Annotated in this window: 12 protein-coding genes; 8 read left to right on the forward strand and 4 right to left on the reverse strand. The window is 63.3% G+C overall.

Translation table 11 applies throughout. From position 1 onward, the window contains the following. Nucleotides 1–151 precede the first annotated feature (151 nt). Nucleotides 152–2,854, forward strand: a complete 2,703-nt coding sequence (locus AC6H4Z_RS07730; protein WP_497546172.1) for a S9 family peptidase — start codon at nt 152–154, stop codon at nt 2,852–2,854. Between the two features lie 74 nt (nt 2,855–2,928). Continuing rightward, nucleotides 2,929–3,462, forward strand: a complete 534-nt coding sequence (locus AC6H4Z_RS07735; protein WP_497546173.1) for a hypothetical protein — start codon at nt 2,929–2,931, stop codon at nt 3,460–3,462. Between the two features lie 8 nt (nt 3,463–3,470). Here AC6H4Z_RS07735 and AC6H4Z_RS07740 read toward each other — a convergent pair whose 3' ends face one another. Further along, nucleotides 3,471–4,517 (reverse strand): hypothetical protein, encoded by a 1,047-nt coding sequence (locus AC6H4Z_RS07740; RefSeq protein ID WP_497546174.1) that lies wholly within the window; start codon nt 4,515–4,517, stop codon nt 3,471–3,473. Between the two features lie 136 nt (nt 4,518–4,653). Between AC6H4Z_RS07740 and AC6H4Z_RS07745 the strand changes: the two genes are divergently transcribed. The 5 genes from AC6H4Z_RS07745 to AC6H4Z_RS07765 all read left to right on the forward strand — a co-directional run bounded on the left by AC6H4Z_RS07745 (nt 4,654) and on the right by AC6H4Z_RS07765 (nt 11,655). Further along, a complete protein-coding gene (locus AC6H4Z_RS07745; protein ID WP_497546175.1) occupies nt 4,654–7,740 on the forward strand; it encodes a M1 family metallopeptidase in 3,087 nt (1,028 codons plus the stop codon). Between the two features lie 100 nt (nt 7,741–7,840). Beyond that, a complete protein-coding gene (locus AC6H4Z_RS07750) occupies nt 7,841–8,212 on the forward strand; it encodes a cupin domain-containing protein (protein ID WP_497546176.1) in 372 nt (123 codons plus the stop codon). Then, nucleotides 8,209–9,198 (forward strand): sugar phosphate nucleotidyltransferase, encoded by a 990-nt coding sequence (locus tag AC6H4Z_RS07755; RefSeq protein ID WP_497546177.1) that lies wholly within the window; start codon nt 8,209–8,211, stop codon nt 9,196–9,198. Before AC6H4Z_RS07750 ends, AC6H4Z_RS07755 begins: the two co-directional genes overlap by 4 nt. Before the next feature lie 31 nt (nt 9,199–9,229). Continuing rightward, nucleotides 9,230–9,964, forward strand: a complete 735-nt coding sequence (locus AC6H4Z_RS07760; protein WP_497546178.1) for an ABC transporter ATP-binding protein — start codon at nt 9,230–9,232, stop codon at nt 9,962–9,964. Beyond that, entirely contained in the window at nt 9,961–11,655 is a 1,695-nt protein-coding gene (locus tag AC6H4Z_RS07765) for a putative ABC exporter domain-containing protein (RefSeq protein ID WP_497546179.1), read from the forward strand. The genes AC6H4Z_RS07760 and AC6H4Z_RS07765 overlap by 4 nt, the downstream gene beginning before the upstream one ends. Nucleotides 11,656–11,728: 73 nt before the next feature. On the opposite strand, the gene AC6H4Z_RS07770 is transcribed toward AC6H4Z_RS07765, so the two are convergent. After that, on the reverse strand, nt 11,729–12,952 hold the full coding sequence (locus AC6H4Z_RS07770; protein ID WP_497546180.1) for a M20/M25/M40 family metallo-hydrolase: 1,224 nt from the start codon (nt 12,950–12,952) through the stop codon (nt 11,729–11,731). Between the two features lie 57 nt (nt 12,953–13,009). On the opposite strand from AC6H4Z_RS07770, the gene AC6H4Z_RS07775 reads away from it, so the two are divergent. Further along, on the forward strand, nt 13,010–14,218 hold the full coding sequence (locus AC6H4Z_RS07775; RefSeq protein ID WP_497546181.1) for an MFS transporter: 1,209 nt from the start codon (nt 13,010–13,012) through the stop codon (nt 14,216–14,218). 105 nt (nt 14,219–14,323) lie between these two features. Here AC6H4Z_RS07775 and AC6H4Z_RS07780 read toward each other — a convergent pair whose 3' ends face one another. Together AC6H4Z_RS07780 and AC6H4Z_RS07785 are read right to left on the reverse strand one after the other, a co-directional pair. Next, the gene (locus AC6H4Z_RS07780) at nt 14,324–14,533 is read right to left on the reverse strand and encodes a YbdD/YjiX family protein (RefSeq protein ID WP_497546182.1); all 210 of its coding nucleotides are present in this window, start codon (nt 14,531–14,533) and stop codon (nt 14,324–14,326) included. Continuing rightward, nucleotides 14,530–16,995, reverse strand: a complete 2,466-nt coding sequence (locus AC6H4Z_RS07785) for a S9 family peptidase (RefSeq protein ID WP_497546183.1) — start codon at nt 16,993–16,995, stop codon at nt 14,530–14,532. The genes AC6H4Z_RS07780 and AC6H4Z_RS07785 overlap by 4 nt, the downstream gene beginning before the upstream one ends. Nucleotides 16,996–17,007: the final 12 nt, after the last annotated feature.

Below are 17,007 nucleotides of genomic sequence, written 5' to 3' on the forward strand. Positions count from 1 at the left end.
CACGTGGTTGTGGGCGGAGAATGGCGACGGATGGGAGGCGATGTGCCATCCATTCGCCGCAGTGCGGATCCTGACAACGTCCTCGCCGCGAATATCGTATACGTAGGTTGGAGCCCTCCTGCCCGAAGCCCCTCTTTTCGTGGAGTCCGCAATGGTCCGCTTTTCCCCGTCGTGGCGCGCGATCGTAGTCGCCGGGGTCGCCGCCGCCGCCCTGCCACTCGGCGCGCAGAACGTCGCCCAGCAAGGCTGGAATCCGAAGGAAGTCCTTGCCAAGGAGACGTACGTCAAACCGCCCGAGATCGTCGAGCGAATCGTCACGGCCCCACGGAACAACGTGGCTTTCACGAACCCCAGCCCTGACAAGAAGTTTTTCCTCAAGACTGAGAGTGAAGGTCTTCCGTCGATCGACGCGTTCGGCAAGCCGCACTATCGGCTCGGCGGCCTAGAGATCGACTACAAAGCCAACCGCGTTCGTGCGTTGACGACGCGTGGCAGCATTGGCCTCACGCTCATCGATCCGACCAACGGCTCGACGCGCACGATCGAGACGCCCAAGGGCGCGCTCGTCAGCGGCGCGACGTGGTCGCCCGACGGCAAGAGCATCGGTTACCTCGCCAACTCCGATGCAGCGACGCACGTGTTCGTCGCCGACGTTGCCACGGGCAAGTCGGTGCAGATCACGAAGACGCCGTTGCTCGCGGTTCGCGTGTCGACCTTCGATTGGACGGCCGACGGCAAGAGCATCATCGTCGTACTGCTGCCGGATAATCGCCCCGCCGAGCCGAAGCGTCCGGCCATCGAGACCGGACCGCTCGTTCGCACGAGCGACGCCGGCAAGATTCTGCAGAACCGCAACTATGCGAGCTTGCTGCGCGATCCGTACGAGAAGGATCTGCTCGACTACTACACGATGGGTCAGCTCGCGCTGATCGACGTGAAGACGAAGGCCGTGAAGAAGATTGGTCAGCCGTCGTTGATCACGAACGTCGATGCGTCGCCAGACGGTCAGTACTTCCGCGTGACGCTGCAGGTCAGACCGTATTCGTACCTCGTGCCGGTCGCGAATTTCGGCACGGTCGAACAGCTGTGGGATGGAAACGGCAAGTCGCTCGCCGAGATCGCGAAGACGGTCATGCGCGAAGGCACGGGCGGCGCCAATGATACGTCGGCATTCGCTGGTGGCCCTGGGTTTGGCGGCCGTGGTGCTGCCGGATCGGATACCGGCAAGCGCAATCTCCAGTGGAGCCCAGTCGGTCCGGGCCTCGTGTACATGCAGGCCGAGGCGGCTCCGGCAGGCGCTGGCACCCAGCGTGGTGCCGCGGGCGGTGCTGGACGCGCCGGTCGCGGTGGTGCGGGCGCCGCGGGCGCAGCCGGTCCGGCGCGCAAGGATCGCCTCTACTCGTGGATGCCGCCGTTCGCGGCGAGCGACGAGAAGGTGCTGTTCGAGGCCAATAGCCGCATGACGACCGCGGAATTCAGCCCGGACGGCAAGACGCTGTTCGTGAACGAGGGCAACGATCTGTACGCGGTTCGCCTCGCTGATCCGAGCAAGCATTATGAGATTGCTAAGGGCGCGACGATCTCCGCCGGTGGTCGTGGCGGACGTGGCGGCGCTGGTGGTGGTGCCGGTGGTCGCGGCGGCGCCGGCAGCGACTCGGCGTTCTACAACGCGCCTGGCGCGCTGCAGAGCAAGCGCGGTCCGAATGGGCAGCCGGTGGTGCTCGTCGGTTCCGACAACAAGACCGTCTTCCTCGAAGGCACGAAGTACTTCCCGGATTGGGCCAAGCAGGCGCCGCACAACTTCGTCGACAAGGTCGACTTCGAGACGGGTCAGAAGTCGCGCGTCTTCGAGGGCAGCGGTGCTGTGGCCGAAGACGTCGTCGCGCCTCTCGATGACGATTACACGAAGGTCGTCGTTGCTCGTCAGTCGCCGACGGCGGTACCTGACTCATACTTGCGCGACACAAAGTCGGGGAACGAAACGAAGCTGACGAAGAACGCCGACTTTGCGCCCGAAGTGTCGCAGGCGATTCGTAAGCGCCTGCTCGTCGAGCGTCCGCGCGACAATTACAAGTTCTATATCGACATCACGCTGCCGAAGGATTATCGCGAAGGCACGCGTCTGCCGGGCATCATCTGGTTCTACCCGACGGAGTTCTCGACGCAGGCGGAATACGATCAGCGTCGTCGTACGACCAACATCAATCAGTTCGCCAACGTCGCCGCGCGCAGCCCGGAGATCTGGGTCACGCAGGGCTACGTCGTCATCCAGCCGGTCGACATTCCGATCGTTGGACCGACGGGTCGTATGAACGATCACTACATCGACGAACTGCGTGAGGATCTCGATCTCACGATCGACGCTGTCGAGAAGGCCGGTTACCTCGATCGCGATCGACTCGGCATTGGCGGTCACAGCTACGGCGCGTTCAGCACCGTGAACGCGATGACGCACACGCCGTACTTCAAGGCGGGCATTGCCGGCGACGGCATGTACAACCGCACGCTGACGCCGTTCGCGTTCCAGAACGAGCGTCGTCCGATCTGGGAAGCGAAGGACACGTACTTCGACATGTCGCCGTTCCTCGTTGCCGATCGCTTGAGTGGCGCGCTGCTCATGTACCACTCGCTCGAAGATCAGAACGTCGGCACCGATCCGATCAGCTCGATTCGCATGATGCAGGCGCTGCAGGGCTTGGGTAAGCAGGCCTCGCTGTTCATGTATCCGTACGAAGATCACGGTCCGGCAACCCGTGAGTCGGATCTCGATCAGTGGGCTCGCTGGATTGCCTGGTTCGACATCTATGTGAAGAACCCGCAGAAGAAGGAGAAGCCGGCCGCGGTCGTTCCGTAACGGTTTCGAAAGCAGCATGAAAGAACGTCCGCCGGCGACTCGCGCTGGCGGACGTTTTTTCGTAGCATCTCTCAATGGCTGAACGCGATTACGGACACTGGTCGCCCAAGCGTCCACGAACGATGGTCGTTGCGTGCTCGGATGGTCGTTTGCAAAGCGCGACGGACGCGTTCTTGAACGCCGAGCTTGGGCTCGCGGCGTTCGATCGACTATATGTGCCCGGCGGCGGTGGAGCGCTGTCGGCGAGCGATCGAGACGTGTTTCGCGCGCAGCAGCTGCGTGGCGAGTGTAAGTATCTCGTCGAGCTTCATCAGGTAAAGCAGGTGGTGTTGCTCTTTCACGGCCCGGGAGTGAACGGGCCGGAAGAATCGGTATGCGCGGACTATCGTCGAAAGCTTCCGTGGGCGTCTCCCGACGTGCTTCGACAGCGCCAAGCGCGCGACGCGCACGAACTCCTACAGATTCGCGCGGAGTGGGCGGCCGAGGCCGATGTCGCGGTGTATCGCTGCGAGGTCGGTGCGGGGAAGGAAATCACCTTCCGCACGCTCGATCCGGCACGTGAGCTCGATGGGACCGCGTGGGGCGAGACGTTCGTTCGGCGCCGCTAGCCGGACTTCTACTCGTACAACTTGGGCGGCGTGAGCTCGTCGTCGGAGATGGCAGCGATCTGCTCGGCGTCACGCCACGCGGCCTCGAGTACCGCGAGTTCGCCTTCCATGGCGCGGCGCTCCGTTTCTTCGTGCACCGACATCTCGAGGGCGAGTCGCTCCGTAGCCGAGAGTCGCATGGCACCGAGTTGCCGGTAGTCGTTGAGAAGCGACGTCAGGCGACCGCCGCGCCAACCGTTGCGCGTCGACGCTTCGAACAGAAAGCCGCTCGCGTCGCCCGCATTCTCGATTTGCCGAACGGCGTCGCGCACACGCGCTGAGTCCGCACCGAATCGGTTCGCGCCAGCGATCAGTACTCCCGTAGCGTGAATGGCCGCCGTTCCGTCGAACTCGCTCCAGCCATGATCGTGTGGAACGGCGAGGGTCGTAGGGCCGTCGTGGCCACGGACGGTGAACTCGATGTCGTCGAGGTGCTTCGCGCGGACCGTCAGGACATGTCGGTCGTTCGGGAGTCTGGCGACGATGCGATCATGGCGGATGTAGTCGCGCGCCGCGAGCATACCGATGACCGGCACGGCGCCGGCGACGGTCGTGAGTCCAGGGATGGCGACGATCGAGATCGTTCCCAGGGACAGCAGTGGTCCGATCGTTGCCCCCAGGGCAACGGCGGCAATCGCGGCGGCCGCGATGCCGGCGCCGGCGACGTACTGCGTTTGCCGACGCCGGATGCCAAAATTCCGTCCGTACCGCCACGCCGCGAATTCGGGGCGAAGCGGCGCGCCGACTCGAATGAGCTCGAGACCTTCACCAAGTCGCGCGAGTCCGACATTGCCGGTCGAGACGCGAACGTTCGTGCCTCGAAAGCTGCGCTCGCACTCCTCGATCGCTTCCCAGCGTTCCTCGAGGGGCGTGAGGTTCCAGCGGCTACAGAGGTGGCAAACGACCCAGAGTCGTCCTTTGGCGGCATCGAAGGCAAGCCGACGCCCGACCGGAAAGTGCTCGATCGAGTCGTTCGTGCCGAGCGCTCCGTTGCAGAACAGGCAGGTCGAATACATACGCCCCCTTTATATGCCGTGGGCGGTGTGCGGCGCAAGTCGCGAACCGCCCAACCGGCGTAGCGAACCGAACTGCTAGAACGACTTCGGCAGAACTGGCTGTGAAGATAAGCCCGGTCCTTGGTACAATTCAGCCATGATCTTGATCCTTGGGATGGCTGCGCTGCTCCAGCAGGGCGCGTTTACGGGTGCATCGTCACCGCCGTCGGGCGACACCGTCGGGTACTGGCAGCAACGAGTCCGCTACACGATCGTCGCGACGCTGGACGAGGCGCAGACGAAGATGCGAGGCCGCGGAACACTCGTGTACGTCAACAACTCGCCGGACACGCTGCGCGAGATGTTCGTACACCAGTACCTCAATGCGTTTCGTCCCGGCTCCAAGTGGAGCGCGGTGGACGAGCGGGAGAATAGAGACCGCTTTCAGAATCTGCAGGAGCCGGACTACGGGTACGAGCGTTTCACGACGCCGCCCGTCGTCGATGGCACGCCGGTGTTTGTTGACTACCCCGGTCAACCTGACAGCACTGTGGCGCACTTCAAGCTGCCGGCACCATTGGCTCCGCGCGACTCGGTCCGCATCGTCTTCGAGTGGGATGCGCGTCCGTCCACGGTGACGCGGCGCCAAGGGCGTCGCGGGCGCACATATGACTTTGCTCAATGGTACCCGAAGGTCGCCGTGTACGACCGCGGCGGATGGCAACCGAATCCGCTCGTTCCTGCAGGCGAGCTATACGGGGAGTACGGCACGTATGACGTGACGATGGTCGTGAAAGACGATCAAGTGCTCGTGTCGACGGGCGTTCCTGTGAGCGGCGACCCCGGCTGGGCGCGCGTCTCTCGAACGGGTCCGCCACGACTCGCATCTGAAGCGTACGGCAATTTGCCGGCGCCGCCGGCTGCGACGGTGCCTGATGGATTTCGCGCGGTGCGGTTCTTTGCGGAGAACGTGCACCATTTCGCATGGAGTGCGTCGCCGGACTACCGGTATGAGGGTGGCGTCGTCGTGCGCTCCGTGCCGAAGCAGCATTTTCAAACGTGGGACACAATCTCCGTACACGTGTTGTACAAGGCGGGCGACGACTCGACATGGGGTGGAGGAAAGGCGCTCGAGCGCACGATCTTCGCGGCGAACTGGTTGGAGTCGATCTGGGGACCGTATGCGTATCCTCAGATTTCGAACGTGCACAGACTCGATCCGGGCGGCACCGAATTCCCAATGATGATCATGGACGGATCTGCCTCGCAGGGGTTGATCCTCCACGAGTTCGGCCACGTCTTCACGTACGGAATCCTCGGCAACAACGAATGGCGATCGGGCTGGCTCGACGAGGGCCTCACCGACTACCAGACGGATTGGGCGCAGAACCTTACGCGGCAAGAGTTGGCGGCTCGTCCACCGATTCCGCCGCGGCTTCCAGAGGGATATCGCGTCAACGCGCTGACGATTCCGCCGTACGACAGCATCCAGATGGCACTCTGGCGGGGCGAACTGCTCTGGCAGTCGCAGCCGATCGGAACGCCGGCGTATGAGTTTCGTGATTTCGGCGTGTACAACGAAATGATCTATGACCGCGCCAAGCTGATGTACTCACAGCTGCGCGACGTGCTGGGTGATAGCGCCTTCAAGGCGTTCATGCACGATTACTACAGCCGCTGGGCGCTCAAGCACGTCGACGAGCGGGCGATGCGTGGATCGGCCGAACGCGTGTCGTACAAGAACCTGGGCTGGTTCTTCGATCAGTGGGTGCGCGGAACGGGATTGATGGACTACGCGATCGGCGCGGTGAGTGTGAATACCGACGGCGCGAAGTACGAAACCATCGCGCGTGTTGTGCGCCGCGGCGAGCTGCGACATCCGATGCCGGTGGGTGTGCATACGGCGTCAGGTTGGACGTATGCACGCGCAGAGCCGCTGGCCGACGAGCAGGACGTTCGCATCGTGACGACGGAGAAGCCGGACAGTGTGAAGCTCGATCCCAACCACGTCACGTGGGACTGGGATTGGCGCAACAACATGCAGAACGGTTCGTTCCTGTTCGTCCAGGCGCCGCGCGTGACATACAACTGGCCGTACCTCGACCAGTCGGATCGTGCGCACACGACGGTCGCGGTGTCGCCCATGGCCTGGTACAGCAATCCGCAGGGGCTGGTCGGCGGCGTGCGTGCGCGCTCGAACTATCTGTCGATGGTCGATCTGTACGACGCGGGAATTGGCGTCGCGACGAGAAATCCGCGCAATGCGAGCGGCGAAGGTCCGGCATTTCCGACGCAGCTCCAAGTGTTCGCGCGCGCCGAGAATGTGTATTGGCGCGGAATGTCGCGTCCCATGATGGGTGCGGGCGGTGGAGTGAACTACCTGGACGGTCTGTTCAAGGCAGACCTGTTCCAGGATTGGGACTTCAGTCCGTTCGCGATGGTGCTCGGTCCAACGATCAAGGCGAGAACGTACATCACGGTCGCGTTGCCGACGTCGTCGTTGCTGCTGCCCGAGCAGTGGACCAAGACAAACGTTGGAGAGCTTGGCGCAAACGGTTCATACAAAACGGTCGTCGACGCCGACGGTTCGTACACGATCGCGCGCGCATCGGCCGGCGTTGGCTTCTCGTCGAGCAGCGCGAACGAAACTCCGATTCCCTCGCGCGGCTACTTCCGGGGAACCGCATCGATCGGCATGGTGCGGTCGATCGTCAGCTCGACGACACAGGTTCACCTGCGCGTATTTGGTGGTGTGGCGCGGGGAGCGCCGGCGCAGCGGTCTATCTTCGCGTCGTCGCAGGATCCGTTCGAGACGTTCAACAACGATCTGTTCCGCGCGCGTGGCGCGTTGCTGAAGCAGAGCGGCGTGAACTATCTCCCGCTGGGCGGAGCAGGATTGCGCGGGTTCAAATACAATCTGCCTCTCGACGGTGTGGCCGCGGTGAACGCGGAGTTCGTGCAGCACCTGCTCAACGCGAAGGGGGAGTGGGGAAGCGCGAGCTTCTCTCTCAGCCTTTTTGGCGACGCCGGGGTTGGCTCGTCGCAGATCGTCAATCTGAACAACGACTCGATGAGCGACGCGGGAGCGGGAATCATCACCCGGGCGCGGCTGTATGACCGCGACATCTACCTGCGTCTGGACGCGCCGATCTTCGTCAATCAGGCCGGGCTTGCCGGCTGGCGCGGGCTCGGAAACGGGTCGGTCGCCCCCCGGTGGACCGTGACGATCGGAGACCTGTGGTGATCGGGCCCCGGCGTGCGGTTCGGGCGCGCCGGAGCCGATACTTATCTGGAATATCGCCGAGCGTTGGCGTCACTCACTCTCTCTTTACGCGAACCAAGCAATGACCGGACCTTCGACAGTCAAAACTGTCCCGAAGCCATGGGGGCACGAAACCATCTGGGCGCATACCGACACGTACGTCGGTAAGATCCTGCACATCACCGCGGGACAGGCGCTGTCGGTTCAGTATCACAACATCAAAGACGAAACCGTCTACCTGCTGTCGGGCAATCTGATCTATCGCGTGTGGGATGGTGATACGCCGCGGAACATCGGTCTCAAGATCGGCGAAGCGTATCGCATCACGCCGGGCACCGTGCACCAGATGGAAGCGGTCACCGACTGCGACATTCTCGAAGTATCGACGCCGCACCTGGACGACGTCGTCCGACTCCAAGACCGCTACGGGCGGGAAGGAACGAGCGCACCATGAAAGTGATCATTCCGTTGGCGGGAAAGGGCACGCGCCTTCGTCCCCACACCCACATCACGCCCAAGCCAATGCTCAAGATCGCCGGGAAACCGGTGATCGACTACGTGATGGACGATCTGCAGAAGCTCGGCAACGTCGAGCAGGTCGTGTACATCACCGGGCATTTGAAGGACAAGGTCGAGCAGTACGCGCGCGCGAACTATTCCTTTCCGGCAGTCTTCATCGAGCAGAAGGTGCAGGACGGCACCGCGGGCGCGGTGGCGTTGGCAAAGGAGTATGTCGACCAGCCGGTGTTCATCATCTTCGTCGACACGATCTTCGACGCCGACTTGTCGGTGGTGAATCGTACCGACGCCGATGGCATCATCTGGGTGAAGACAGTCGAAGACTATCAGCGCTTTGGCGTTGTGGTGACCGACGACGCGGGCCACATGACGAAGATCGTCGAGAAGCCGTCGACGCCGATCTCGAAGCGCGCGAACATCGGTTTGTACTACATCAAGAACTGGAAGTTGCTGTACGAAGGCATTGAGCACGTTCTAAGGCAGCCGAAGAACAAGGGTGAGTACTATCTCACCGACGCGTTCCAGTACATGATCGACCACGGCGCCAAGATCAAAGTGATCGACGTCGAAGGTTGGTACGATGCCGGCGAGCAGGGAACGCTGCTCGAGACGAATCGCACGATGCTCGACAAGGGCCATGCGCGAGTGCCAAAGTCGATTCCCGCCGGTGTGCGCGTCATCGAGCCGGTGTACATCGAAGACGACGTGACGTTGATCGCATCGACCATCGGGCCGAACGTGTCGATTGGCGCGGGTAGCCGAGTGGAGAACTCGCAGTTGCACGATACGATCATTGGTACGGGCGCTGTGGTCACTGGATCGACGCTCGCATCGTCGATGATTGGTGATGGCGCCGTCGTTGACGGTGCGAAGGGTCACGTAAACGTGAGCGATCACTCCGTCGTGAAGATCGAGAAGTGATCGCCCCACGGCGGACGACGCGCGGCGGTCGATGATCTCCGTCCGCGGGCTGACGAAGCTCTACGGCGATTTCACGGCCGTCCGTTCGATTTCGTTCGACGTTGGCGTTGGTGAAGTGCTCGGCCTCGTGGGGCCGAACGGTGCTGGGAAGACGACGACGCTGCGCAGCCTTGCGGGAATCATTGCGCCGTCGCAGGGCACGGTGACGATCGCCGGGCACGACATTCAGCGTGACTCGATCGAGGCCAAGCGCGCGCTGGCCTTCATTCCCGACGAGCCGCATCTCTTCGACTATCTCACCGTCGAAGAGCATCTTCGTTTCATTGCCCGGCTCTATGGCGTGGTCGATGTCGAAGAGCGCATTCCGGTGCTGTTGGCCGAGCTCGAGCTGACGGAGAAGCGCCGATCGATGCCGGGGGAATTGTCGCGTGGTATGCGCCAGAAGTTGGCGATTGCCTGTGGGCTATTGCACTCGCCATCGGTGCTGATTCTCGACGAGCCGTTGACCGGGTTGGATCCGGGCGGCATGCGACGAATGCGTGAGACGATCGCCGCGCGGGCCACGGCCGGCGCAGCGGTGATTCTCAGCTCACACCTTCTTAATCTCGTCGAAGAGCTCTGTACCAAGCTGCTCGTTGTCCGTCGCGGTGAATGCGTCGCGTACGGCACGGTCGACGAAATCATCGCGACGCACCCTGAGCTGGCCGGCCATTCGCTCGAAGACATGTTTCTCGCGCTTACCGGCGATCGCAGCTCGTCGGAATGAGCGCGTTCTTCTACCTCATCTGGTCGAGCGGGCGGAATCGCTTTCTCTCCAGTGTGCGTCGTGCGCGCAGTCCGAGGTACGCCGCCGCACTGATCGTCGGCCTGCTCTATCTGTGGGGTTTCCTGCTGCGGCCGACGACGAGCGGCGCAGTCACGTCGATCTTTCTCAATCACCCCACGGAGATGGTCGTCACGCTGCTGCTGGTCGTGACGCTGATGGGTTCGTGGGTATTCGGATCGGACACGACGGCGCTGGCGTTCACGCAGGCAGAACTGTCGTTCCTGTTTCCTGCGCCGCTATCGCGGCGCGCTCTGATCCGATACAAGCTGTTTCGCGCGCAGATCATCGTGTTGATCAATGCGCTGATCTGGGTGTTCGTGCTGCGGCGCGGTGGCGGGCCGCTGCCGTCGATCCTTCGTGCAATCAGTCTCTGGGCGCTCTTCTCCACGTTGAACTTGCATCGGCTTGGAGCGGCGCTGGTCCGGTCGTCGTGGCGAGAGCACGGGGCGTCAGGCGCTCGGCGTCATCGCTGGTCGATCGCGGCGTTCGTGGCCATTGGAGCAGCTGTCGCGACGAACTTGATTCGACATCGCGCGGCGATCGGAAACGCATCGGGCGTTGGCGACTTCTTCACGACGCTGGCGAGTGCACTCGCGTCGGCGCCCGCCCTCTGGGCGCTGTTCCCGTTTCACGCCGTCATTGCGCCGACATTCGCCGCCTCGATTCCGGAGTGGGCGCGCGAGATGGTGCCCGCGGTGCTGGTGCTGGCGATCCACGCTGCGTGGGTGCTGCGCACGGACGCCGCGTTCGAAGACGCAGCGATCGACGCGTCTGCCGAGCGTGCACGACGTCTCGAGGCGATGCGTTCTCGCCGCACGATGGCCGCAACGGCGGCGCCTCGCGCGGTCAGGTCGCCGGCCGCGTTGGCGGTTTCGGGGCCTCCAGCATTCGCGATTTTCTGGAAGAACATTCTCTGTCTGCGTCGCACGGCGCAGGCGCGACTGCTCATTGGGCCGTTGTTGATGTCGATCGCGTTCGGTGCCGCCCTGTCGACCGATGGCGCGGAACCAGCGGCGATCGTCACGCGAAGCGCGGTCGTGCTATCGGGACTCCTCGTGGTATTCGGCGGGCGATTGATTCGAAACGATCTTCGGCAGGACATGCAGAATCTCCCGCTGCTCAAGTGTCTGCCGATCGCGCCGGGCGACCTGATGCTGGCCGAGGTTGCGTCGGCGGCGCTACCGATGGCCGCACTACAAATGGTGCTGATGATCGTCGCGTACGTCGCGTCGCTACTGTGGGTCGATGTGCCACTCACCGGCAGCATGCGGCTGGGAATTCTGCTCGCGTCTCCATTCGCGATTCTCGCGATCAACGGAGCACTGTTGACGATTCAGAATGGAATCGCGGTGCTCTTTCCTGCGTGGATCCGACTTGGTCCAGCGGTGACGACTGGCGTGGAAGCGCTCGGACAGAACGTCCTGGCGACGATCGCGAATCTCTTTTCGCTCGGAGTCGCGCTGATCATTCCGGTCCTGGTTGCCGTCACCGCAGTGAGCTCGATGGACGCGCCCGGAGTTACTTCGCTCGCGTTGGCGATCGTGGTCGCGGCGGGAATCCTCGCCGCCGAGACGTACGGGGCACTGCGATTGTTGGGTCGAGCGTTTGCGAAGGCGGAGCCGAACAACTAGGCGCTAGGCACTAGGCACTAGGCGCTAGGCACTGGGCGCTAGAAATTCGGATTTGAGTTTCGTTTGGTAACTGCTAACCGCGTACCGGCGCGGTGGAGAGGTCCAGGTTCGCCGCGCTCATGACGATGGTGAGCGCCCGCGCAACGCCGACGGTTCCATGAGCATTGTCGAACCATTCGCCGTGCGTGTGCGCATCGCCACCGCGTCCGCCCGCACCAATGGCGATGGCCGGAATCCCCTGGCTGATCGGCACGTTGGCGTCGGTCGAAGCGAGCGCGAGATCCGGACGGCGGCCAACGAGGCGCGTCGCCGCGATCGCGGATTGAACGAGCGCGTGATCGGCGGAGGTTTCGCCGCACGGGCGTGAGCCAATCGATTCGACCGAGACGCTGAGGGCGCGCGTGCCAAAGGCGCGCTTGCCATTCTCGTCATCGGCTGCAGCTTGGGCCACTCGACGAACAGCGCGCTCGAACGCGTCGAGCTGTGCGGCCGCAGTCGATCGAACGTCGATCTCGAGCCACGCCGAGTCGGGGATCGAGTTCACCGAAAGTCCGCCTCCGATGCGACCCACCGAGAGCGTGGTGCGCGGCGAGACAGGGAGTGGCAGTGCCGCGAGTCGCGCTGCAGCATCCGCCGCGGCGTGCACTGCGTTGGCCACACCGAACGCCGCCCACGAGTGGCCACCGGGGCCAGCGAACGAAATCCGGAAGCGACGCGAACCGAGCGCGCGGTGGATGATGCGTTCGTCGCCGGCGCCATCGATGGCGATGGACGCGTGGGCGTCACGGCCGCGGCCGGCGAAGTAGTGCTTGGCGCCGCGGAGATCGCCGATCCCTTCCTCGCCCGTAGTGGCGACGAATTCGACCGGATGTTGTGGCCGGAGACGAACACCATCGATCTCGCCAGCGAGAGCGAGCATGACAGCAAGACCGCGACCGTTGTCGTTGATGCCTGGTCCCACGAGACGATCACCCTGACGCCGAATCGAGAGATCGGTGTCGCGGGGAAAGACCGTATCGAGGTGCGCGCAGATGACGACGGGCGGAAGATCGCTCGAACCGTCGCGTCGCCCGATCACATTGCCTGCGGCGTCGGTGTGAATGTCCGACAGGCCGGAATCACGGAAGCGACGGGCAATCCAACCGCCGCGCTCGTGCTCCTCTCCGGTGGGGGCGGCGATCTGTGCGACGGTGATTTGCGAGCGGACGATTGCATCATCGTGCGCCGCGAGACGCGCATGCGCAGGCGCGAGCCAGCGGTGCGTGAGGGCGGTATCGTCCAGAGTTGGTACGCGCAACGTCATCCTTCATTTGGCGCGATTGAGCGTCTGGACGCAAGTGGTAGATTGGCGGAAATGGATTCTGGGACGAAGGTCGACGAGCCGTCCCCGACCCCGGCTGCTGGAACGCGAGCCGGGTTGGGACGCAATGTGTACGCACTCGGCGCGGTGAGCTTTTTCACCGACGTGTCGAGCGAGATGATCTATCCGCTGCTGCCGGTCTTTTTGACCACGGTACTCGGCGCGAGTGCTGGCTTCATTGGCGCGATCGAGGGGGCCGCCGAATCGACCGCCGCGCTGTTGAAGTTGGCGAGCGGCTGGTGGTCCGATCGGGTGCAGCGACGGAAGCCGCTCGTCGTGGCGGGATACGCGCTGGCGTCGATCGTTCGTCCATTGGTCGCGATCGCACAATCAGCGACGCAGGTCCTGCTCGTTCGCGTTTCCGATCGCGTCGGCAAAGGGCTGCGAAACTCGCCGCGCGACGCGCTGATCGCCGACTCGGTCGACCCGAGCGTACGAGGGCGCGCATTCGGCTTTCGCAGTGCAGCCGACAACGCGGGCGCACTGTTGGGTCCGCTCATCGCGTTCGCGCTCCTCAAGCTCTTCGGACTCTCGTTACGTACGGTCTTCTGGCTGTCGGCGATCCCCGGCGCGATCGCGATTCTCGTTGCCGTGGTCGGCGTGCGTGAAGTCGAGCGCAAAACGGTCGGCAAAAAGGCGGAGCTAGGCGGAGGACTGGGTAAGAGGTTCTGGGCGTTTCTCGTAGTGATCTTCGTCTTCACGCTGGGCAACTCGACCGATGCGTTTCTGTTGTTGCGCGCGCAGCAGCTTGGCGTGCCGATCGCGCTGGCGCCGATTCTCTGGGCGCTGCTGAATGGCGTGAAGAGTGTGTCGAACACTCCAGGTGGCGCGTTGTCGGATCGTATCGGGCGACGACCGACGCTCATCGCCGGTTGGATCGTGTACGCGCTGATCTACTTTCTCTTCGCGCGCGCCACGCAGGCGTGGCATGCATGGGCGTTGTTCGCTGCGTACGGTGTGTACTTCGGCCTGACCGAGGGAACGGAGCTCGCGCTGGTGGCGGACGTTGCGCCGAGTGTGCGTCGAGGTGCGGCGTACGGATGGTACTACTTGGCGATTGGGATTGGTGCGCTGCCTGCGTCGATCGGTTTCGGCATTCTGTGGGATCGATTCGGATCGCCAACTGCGTTCGCGGTTGGCGCCACGTTGGCACTCGTTGCGGCGGCTGGGCTATTGATGATTCCGCGTCATGCAGCCGAGTAGGCCGAGGCGATCGCTGCTCGGCCACTCCACGAAAAAACGCAGGACTCTTCAATTCGAAGAGTCCTGCGTATTCATGCAATCGTTCTCAGCTCCCGATTTCCGACTCTAGCAACACCGCGACCCAGGGCGACTGTAACGATCGACCAATCGTTGACGCTCGAATTCTTGGGCCGTCAGCGGCGTCTCGTCCGGATGATGTGCGCGCGTGTGTGCCAGATAGCGGTCGTAATCAGGCACGCCGATCACGCGGCGCACGATGCACGCCGCGCGTTCAATCGACTCGCGCGCAGACTGAACCGCTTCGCGCGCGGTCACGGAAGATTTCCCCCGATGGCCGCTGCGCTTTGTGACGCCGACTTGCCGCGTCGGATCGTCGTCTCGAACAGGTTGAAGATTCGAGAATACTCATCGGTCCACGAGTCGGGGCGCGTGAATCCGTGGTCCTCGACCGGATACGGAACGAGCCACCAGCCTTTCTTGCCGAGCTCGATGAGGCGCTGTGTCAGACGAACCGAATCCTCGAAGTGCACGTTCGTGTCGACCATACCGTGGAGAATGAGGAGCGGATCCTCGAGACCTTCGGCGAAAAAGATCGGCGACGACTTACGGTAGGCGAGCGTGTCCTTCTCCGGAAAGTTCAGAATGCGCGCCGTGTACCCGTGGTTGTAGTGCGCCCAGTCCGTGACGGGACGCAGGGCGGCGCCGGCGCCGAAGTACTTCGGCTCGGTGAACAGCGCCATGAGCGTCATGAAGCCGCCGTAGCTGCCGCCATACATACCGATCCGCTCGTAGTCGATGCCGAATTCTTTCTTGAGATACTTCGAGCCATCGACCTCGTCAGCCAGGTCGCGTCCGCCCATCCAGCGGTAGATCGCCGTGCGCCAATCGCGACCGTAGCCCGCTGAACCGCGATAATCCATGTCGAGGACGATGTAGCCCTTCGACGCGAGGTACTGATTGAACATGTACTCGCGCGAATACGTCGACCAATAGTTGTGAACGTTGTGCAGGTACCCGGCGCCGTGAACAAAGAGCACCGCGGCGCCGTTCCCGGACGCCTTCATGTCTTTCGGACGATAGATACGCGCCGGAACCTTGATGCCGTCCGATGCCGGAACCATCACGATCTCCGGCACGATCCAATTGAACGCCAGCCATTCCTTGCTCGGCGACGTGGTGAGCTGTGCCGACTCTGCGCCAGCGCGCGCCGACTGCACGAACAGCTCGGGAGGCCGATTCGACGTCGAGAAGACGTCGGCGACCATCGTCTCGTCGGGTGACAGGACGCCGGTGTGCCCGCCGACACGTGCGGTCAATTTCTCGCGATTGCCTCCGTCGACCGACATGCGGTAGAGGTGCTGCTCGAACGGCGACTGCTCGCTCGTAGTGAGATAGAAGTTCTTGCTGTCGCGTGAGAGCGAGACGGCGTTGACCTCCCACTGTCCCTTCGTCAACTGCTTTTTGTCGCCGCCGTCGGCAGCCATCGTGTAGAGATGCGCGTAGCCGTCGGCTTCGGAGACGTAATAGAAGCGACGTCCACCGTCGTACCAACCTCCGCAGCCGAAGCACGGGCCCGCGACCCACGCGCTGTCGTGCAGGGTGTCGACAAGTTTGAGCGTGCCGGAGTCACCCGAGACGGTGTGAATCCAGCGATCCTTGAAGTCGGTGCTGGTCGAGAAGAGCAACGCCTTCGAACCGTCGTCGTTCCAGCCAACGACCTGCGCCGCCGACGTTGACGCATCGTTGCCGATGCGAAGGAAGCGCACCGTACCAGACGGCAGCGACATGAACGCGACGCGACCGCTGTTCTGGTAGTCGCCCACTTTCGTGCGGCCGTTGATGTCTTCGGTGTAGCCGCTCTCGGTGACGTAGTTGGGCACGCGTGTGGCAAGCGCGCGGTCGTTCGGAATCGACGTCGTGATGAGGACCGAGCGACCCGTCGGCGACACTGAGAGATTGCTAATGCGCTCGCCCGCCATGAGCGTCAGCGGACGAATGCGCAGTGCTGCGCGCGCCGCCTGCTCCGCGCGGTTTACACTGTCGGTCTGCAAGCGATCGCGGATGACGCCGAACAGCTCGCGCTGTTGACGCTCGAGCGATCCGCGCTGGCCAGTGTCGGCCTGCGCGGCAGCACCGCCTCCGGCACGACCACCGGCAGCTCCGCCGCGACCGCCACCACCGCCGCCGCCGCGCCCGCCGCGTCCGCCGGCGTCGGCAACAACTGGCCCCGTGGCGCCCGACGCCCGAATGTCAGTGAGCTGACGGATCATGCCGCCATCGAGCGTCAGCGCATATGCGTTGTCTTCGCGAACGAAGAAGATCTCCCGCCCGTCCTGACTGAAGGTCGGATTCGTTTCTCCAGCGATCGTCTGCGTGAGACGGCGAACGCGTCCACCGCCAACATCCACGAGATAGAGGTCGCCGCCGCTGCTGACGACGCGCGTTTTGCCGTCAGGCGACGGACGTCCGCCGTCGAGCAATGGAGCGACGGAATCGGCCTGCGCCTCGGTGACGCGTTCGGGCTTTGAGCCGGCGACGGCGCGCACACGGAACTGCTTCGAGGGGAGACGCCAATCGGATCCGGCTTCGAGCCAGTTGAAGTAGATCCATTTGCCGTCGGCGCTCCAGCGGACGCCCTGCGGTTCGCGGCCGTAGAGTTCCGGGCCACGCATCATGTTCTTGATGCTGAAGTCGAACTGGGCGACCTGCTGTGCACCGGCGCTTGCGGCTCCGGCGAGCAGCGCCGCGGAAATGGCGGTAGTGATTCGGTTAATCATGAAAGCAGAATG

This window comes from Leucogemmata humicola (assembly GCF_055379415.1).